This window comes from Robertkochia solimangrovi (assembly GCF_007279655.1).
GTDB classification, from domain to species: Bacteria; Bacteroidota; Bacteroidia; order Flavobacteriales; family Flavobacteriaceae; genus Robertkochia; species Robertkochia solimangrovi.
The window spans coordinates 1-2,254 of record NZ_QKWN01000003.1 but is presented as its reverse complement, the minus strand read 5'-3'; the positions used below and the strand labels follow the sequence as shown (position 1 = coordinate 2,254).

General features: G+C 47.7%; 2 tRNA genes and 1 rRNA gene. All 3 read left to right on the top strand.

The features are described 5' to 3' along the window. Window positions 1-295: 295 nt before the first annotated feature. Window positions 296-1,813: ribosomal RNA gene (locus DMZ48_RS06600) — 16S ribosomal RNA — on the top strand. A 103-nt stretch (window positions 1,814-1,916) separates the two neighbouring features. Continuing rightward, window positions 1,917-1,990 (top strand) — tRNA-Ile (locus tag DMZ48_RS06595). A gap of 112 nt (window positions 1,991-2,102) precedes the next feature. Continuing rightward, window positions 2,103-2,176, top strand: a tRNA-Ala gene (locus DMZ48_RS06590). Window positions 2,177-2,254: the final 78 nt, after the last annotated feature.

Genomic DNA, 2,254 nt, shown 5'->3' with positions numbered 1-2,254 from the left:
ATGCGAATTGGAGGTTGAAAAAAAATTCAAAAAAAGATTTGCAGGAATGAAAAAAGGTTGTAGTTTTGCAGCCGCTTTCAGAACGAAAGACGCCACGAGGGTCGGCCGAGGAAACGAGGTTACGATGTGAAGGGGCGAAAGAGATGAAAGAATTAGAAGTTCATTGATATATTGTTGACAGCACGATTTTCTTGGTTTAACCAAGGGAATCACAATTAAAAAATTTAAGCAAATTCATGTTGAGTACGATTTCTTTGAGCATTATTAATTTGTAGCCAAACATATTTACAGATTAACGATGAAGAGTTTGATCCTGGCTCAGGATGAACGCTAGCGGCAGGCCTAACACATGCAAGTCGAGGGGTAGAAGTAGCTTGCTACTTTGAGACCGGCGCACGGGTGCGTAACGCGTATGCAACCTACCTTTTACAGGGGGATAGCCCGAAGAAATTCGGATTAATACCCCATAGTATTATGATATCGCATGGTATTATAATTAAAGTTTCGGCGGTAAAAGATGGGCATGCGTCCTATTAGCTAGATGGTGCGGTAACGGCGTACCATGGCAACGATAGGTAGGGGTCCTGAGAGGGAGATCCCCCACACTGGTACTGAGACACGGACCAGACTCCTACGGGAGGCAGCAGTGAGGAATATTGGACAATGGTCGCAAGACTGATCCAGCCATGCCGCGTGCAGGAAGACTGCCCTATGGGTTGTAAACTGCTTTTGTACAGGAAGAATAAGCCTTACGTGTAGGGTGATGACGGTACTGTACGAATAAGCACCGGCTAACTCCGTGCCAGCAGCCGCGGTAATACGGAGGGTGCAAGCGTTATCCGGAATCATTGGGTTTAAAGGGTCCGTAGGCGGATGTATAAGTCAGAGGTGAAAGTTTGCCGCTTAACGGTAAAATTGCCTTTGATACTGTATGTCTTGAATACGTGTGAAGTGGTTAGAATGTGTAGTGTAGCGGTGAAATGCATAGATATTACACAGAATACCGATTGCGAAGGCAGATCACTAACACGTCATTGACGCTGATGGACGAAAGCGTGGGGAGCGAACAGGATTAGATACCCTGGTAGTCCACGCCGTAAACGATGGATACTAGCTGTTTGGACTTCGGTCTGAGTGGCTAAGCGAAAGTGATAAGTATCCCACCTGGGGAGTACGTTCGCAAGAATGAAACTCAAAGGAATTGACGGGGGCCCGCACAAGCGGTGGAGCATGTGGTTTAATTCGATGATACGCGAGGAACCTTACCAGGGCTTAAATGTAGTCTGACAGGACTGGAAACAGTTTTTTCTTCGGACAGATTACAAGGTGCTGCATGGTTGTCGTCAGCTCGTGCCGTGAGGTGTCAGGTTAAGTCCTATAACGAGCGCAACCCTTGCCGTTAGTTACCAGCACGTTATGGTGGGGACTCTAGCGGGACTGCCGGTGCAAACCGAGAGGAAGGTGGGGATGACGTCAAATCATCACGGCCCTTACGTCCTGGGCCACACACGTGCTACAATGGCCGGTACAATGAGCAGCCACTTAGCGATAAGGAGCGAATCTATAAAACCGGTCACAGTTCGGATCGGAGTCTGCAACTCGACTCCGTGAAGCTGGAATCGCTAGTAATCGGATATCAGCCATGATCCGGTGAATACGTTCCCGGGCCTTGTACACACCGCCCGTCAAGCCATGGAAGCTGGGGGTACCTGAAGTCGGTGACCGAAAGGAGCTGCCTAGGGTAAAACTAGTGACTGGGGCTAAGTCGTAACAAGGTAGCCGTACCGGAAGGTGCGGCTGGAACACCTCCTTTCTAGAGAAGTGCTAGAATTAAGGTGCTCTGTTAAAAGAAGAATCCCAAAGATGTGGATTTGCTTAAAGCTGTCAATAAATTTTAGTCAACGGAAAACTGAAATAGTCTCGTAGCTCAGCTGGTTAGAGCGCTACACTGATAATGTAGAGGTCGGCAGTTCGAGTCTGCCCGAGACTACAAACCTTAGGAGGGTAAAAGTTCTGATAAAATATTGAATTTAGGAAATTCTGGAAGTTGGGAGCATGAGGCATGACATTACTCATCACTCATATCACATCACTAGAGATATGGGGAATTAGCTCAGCTGGCTAGAGCGCCTGCCTTGCACGCAGGAGGTCATCGGTTCGACTCCGATATTCTCCACGACGGTACTTTAAACGCACGCTTAACGAGTAGTTATCAACAAAAAGCTTGTATAGCAGCGGCCGGAACGTTCATTGA